This is a genomic window from Georgenia sp., from assembly GCF_054605595.1.
Map to the genome: position 1 here is coordinate 1 of NZ_JBTSDU010000199.1, position 3,521 is coordinate 3,521.

4 protein-coding genes are annotated in these 3,521 nt (G+C 72.4%); 3 read left to right on the forward strand and 1 reads right to left on the reverse strand.

The window, feature by feature from the left end; genetic code table 11:
- From gspL to ACYC1Z_RS14735, 3 genes are all read left to right on the forward strand, one after another.
- Window positions 1-974: type II secretion system protein GspL (gene gspL, locus ACYC1Z_RS14725; protein WP_461410265.1), on the forward strand; the 974-nt coding region annotated here is incomplete at its 5' end.
- The gene (gspM, locus tag ACYC1Z_RS14730; protein WP_081128697.1) at window positions 971-1,492 is read left to right on the forward strand and encodes a type II secretion system protein GspM; all 522 of its coding nucleotides are present in this window, start codon (window positions 971-973) and stop codon (window positions 1,490-1,492) included. The genes gspL and gspM, both read left to right, overlap by 4 nt.
- Window positions 1,493-1,579: 87 nt before the next feature.
- Entirely contained in the window at window positions 1,580-2,053 is a 474-nt protein-coding gene (locus ACYC1Z_RS14735; RefSeq protein WP_304061695.1) for a cytidine deaminase, read from the forward strand.
- 23 nt (window positions 2,054-2,076) lie between these two features.
- On the opposite strand, the gene galE is transcribed toward ACYC1Z_RS14735, so the two are convergent.
- Entirely contained in the window at window positions 2,077-3,102 is a 1,026-nt protein-coding gene (gene galE / locus ACYC1Z_RS14740; RefSeq protein ID WP_461410266.1) for a UDP-glucose 4-epimerase GalE, read from the reverse strand.
- Between the last annotated feature and the right edge of the window lie 419 nt (window positions 3,103-3,521).

Sequence of the window (3,521 nt, forward strand, 5' to 3'; positions counted from 1 at the left end):
GCGCCTTGCCGTACGCGCTGGAGGACTGGCTGCTGCAGCCGCCGGAAACCCAGCACTTCGCGTGGACGCGCGGCGACGGCGATATCGCCGCCGCGGTGGTCTCCGCGACCCTGCTGCAAGGCTGGATCGACGCCTGCGCCGCGGCCGGCATCGAGGCCGCGGCGATCGTGCCGGACGTGCTCGCGCTGCCCTGGCAGGCCGGACAGTGGACGCTGTTGCTGAGCGGAGAACGCGCGCTGCTGCGCACGGGTCCGCTGGATGGTTTCGCCTGCACGCGCGCGCTGCTGCCGGCGCTGCTCGCCGCGGCGTGGCAGCGCTGCGCGCAAGACGCGCGTCCGCAGGATGTGCAGGTGCTGCGCGGCGATGGCGAACTGCCGCCGCTGCCGGCCGAACTGCCGCTGCACGAATCCGCGCCCGGCGTCGATGCGCTGGCGCTGCTGCAAGCTCCCGGCCTCGCGCTGAACCTGCGCAGTGGCCGCTACGCCGCGCGGCGCACGCGCGCTAGCGGGCCGTGGCGCTGGCTGGCGGTGGCCGCGACGCTGGCGCTGCTCACCGCGCTGGCCTACTCCGGCACGCGCTACGTCATTCTCGGCCGCGAGCAGGCCCTGCTGCAGCAGGGCGTGGATACCCTGTTCCACCACGTGCTGCCCGCGCAAACGCGCATCGTCGATGCGCGCGCGCAACTGGCCGAAGCCTTGCTCGGCGCGCAGCGCAAGGCCGGCGGTGGTGGCGGGCTCAGTCTGCTGGCGCAGGCCGCGCTGCCGTTGACCACGCTGCCCGGCGCGCGCGTGCAGCGCATCGATTACGACAACGGCCAGTTGGTGCTGGCGTTCACCCTGCCGCGGCGCGCCGATTACGACGTACTGCGCACGCAACTGGCCCGGCAGGGTCTGCGCGTGCGGTTGACCGCGCCGCCCGCGCGGCCGGCCGGCGCCTCCGCGCTGCTGCGCGTCAGCAGCGCGGGTGCGCCATGAACGCGTGGTGGCAGGCACTGGCCGAACGCGAGCGGCGCATGCTGCTGGCCGCGCTCGCGGTGGTGCTCATCGGTGTGTTCTACGCCGGCGTCTGGGCGCCGCTGCAGCGCGGCGTCGCCGCGCGCAGCGAGCGCGTCGCGGTGTTGCGCAGCGATCTGCTGTGGATGCGCGGCGCCGCGGTGCGCCTGCTCGCGTTGCGCGCGCAGGCCGCGTTGCAGCCGGCCGCCGGCGCGCCCGCCGCCGGCGCATCGACGGCCGCGACCTTGGCCGCCAGCGTCACCGCCAGCGCCCGCGCGCAAGGCTTGTACGGAGTGCTCGAGGTGCGCGCCGGCGGCGATCGGTCCACCACGCTGCAACTGAATCTCAAGCCGCTGCCCTTCGCCAGCCTGCTGCCATGGCTGGCCGCGCTGCAGGCGCAGGGCATCCACATCAGCGCCCTGCACCTGCAGGCCGCCGGCGCCGGACAGGTGCAGGGCAGCGTGAGCTTGCAGCGCCGCGATTCCGGCAGCGCGGGTTGACGCGGTGGCGACGGCCGCATGCGACGCACACCCGTGCGCGGCCGTGATCGATTAGTCTCGCGCGCAGCTCCGCAATCGGTCGGCCGCATGGACACCTGCACAAGCCTTGACGATCTTTCGACGCAGGATCGCGATCTGGTGCAGGCCGCGCTGGGCGCCGCCGCGCATGCCTATGCGCCTTACTCGGGCTATGCCGTCGGCGCGGCGTTGCGCACGCGCGGCGGCGTCGTGTACCGCGGCTGCAACGTGGAAAACGCCGCCTACGGCGTGGTGCTGTGCGCCGAGGTGGGCGCGCTGGCCGCGGCCAATGTCGATGGCGCGGGCGATGCCGTGCAGGTGATCGCGGTGACCGGGCGCCTGCTGACGACGGCTGCGCAACAGAGCGGCGCGGTGGTCACGCCCTGCGGGCGCTGCCGGCAGTTGATCTTCGAGGCATCCCAGCGTGCGCGCCACGATATCCGCGTGCTGTGCTGCAACCACGACCTGAGCCGCATCGAGATCACCAGCATCGCGGCGCTGCTGCCCGCCGGGTTCGGCCCGGCCAGCCTGGGCATGGACTGAGCGATCGGCCGCTGCGCGCGCGATCAGGCGTCGGCGTAACCGCGCGGATTGGCCTGCTGCCAGCGCCAGGCATCGGCGCACAGCGCATGCAGGTCGCGCTGCGTGCGCCAGCCCAGGACTGCAGCCGCGCGGGTCGGATCGGCCCAGTACGCGGCGATGTCACCGGGGCGGCGCGCGACGATCTCGTGCGGCAGCGCGCGGCCGATCACGTGCTCGAACGCGTGCAGCAGTTGCAGCACCGAGACACCGCGACCGCTGCCCAGGTTCAGCGTCAGCCGTTGCGGCGCGTGCTCGAGCAGGTGGCGCAGCGCGGCCACGTGGCCCTCGGCCAGATCCATCACGTGGATGTAGTCGCGCACGCCGCTGCCGTCCGCGGTGGGCCAGTCGCCGCCGAACACGCGCAGCGCGGGCAGGCGCCCCACGGCGACCTGGGTGATGTAGGGCATCAGGTTGTCGGGCACGCCGCGCGGGTCCTCGCCGATCAGTCCGCTGGGGTGCGCGCCGACCGGGTTGAAATAGCGCAGCGCGGCGATGCGCCAGCCCGGCTCGCTGGCGGCGAGATCGCCCAGCATCTGCTCGACCATCCATTTGCCGCGACCGTAGGGGTTCACCGGGTCGCAGCGCATGTCCTCGCGGAACTGCGCCACGCTCGGCTCGCCGTACACCGTGGCCGATGAGGAGAAGATCAGCGTGCGCACGCCGGCGCGCTGCATGGCTTGCAGCAGCGCGACACTGCCGCCGACGTTGTTGTCGTAGTAGCGCAGCGGCGCGGCCGTGGATTCGCCCACCGCCTTGAGCCCGGCGAAGTGCATCACCGCGGCGACCGGCTGCGCGGCGAACAGCGCATCGAGTGCCTGTGCATCGCGGATGTCGGCAACGATCAGGCGCGGCTCAACGCCGCTGATGCGGCCCACGCGGCGCAACGACTCGGCGCTGCTGTTGCACAGGTTGTCCAGCACCAGCGGGGTGAAACCGGCTTCGATCAGCGTCACGCAGGCATGCGCGCCGATATAGCCGGCGCCGCCGGTGACGAGGATGGTCGGGCTCATGCGTGGTTCCCTGCAGATCGGTTTCTGTCGGCGCCCAGGCGCGGCGTGAGGTCAAGGGCGCAACGCGCCGGCATTCATGCCGTGCGTGCGCGTGAGTGTATCTCTGCGGATACCTCGCATCGACTGGATCGACACGCTCTCATCCATTTTTGTTGCTGAGGGCGCGGCCCGAAGGATCCCGGCGTGCTCTTGTCATCCTGAGCGCAGCGAAGGATCTCGCTCTGGCTCTGGCGCGTGCACGATGGTTCTTGCGCGCGGCCTCGCAAGTTTGCCCTGTTCCGTGCGGCTGCCGCCGCGCGGGTTACTTTCCTCTTGGGGAAAGTAACCAAAGCCGTCCACGCGACGGCCCGCGCCCCGCTGCGCGGGGTGCCCTGCGCTGCTCGCCGGGCGCGAGCCGGCGCGAACTCGCCCATCCCTGG

What these genes read in the sequence shown, in the direction of transcription:
- gspM (WP_081128697.1), top strand. Translation starts at nt 971, where the DNA reads ATGAACGCGTGGTGGCAGGCACTGGCCGAACGCGAGCGGCGCATGCTG.
- ACYC1Z_RS14735 (WP_304061695.1), top strand. Translation starts at nt 1,580, where the DNA reads ATGGACACCTGCACAAGCCTTGACGATCTTTCGACGCAGGATCGCGAT.
- galE (WP_461410266.1), bottom strand. Translation starts at nt 3,102, where the DNA reads ATGAGCCCGACCATCCTCGTCACCGGCGGCGCCGGCTATATCGGCGCG.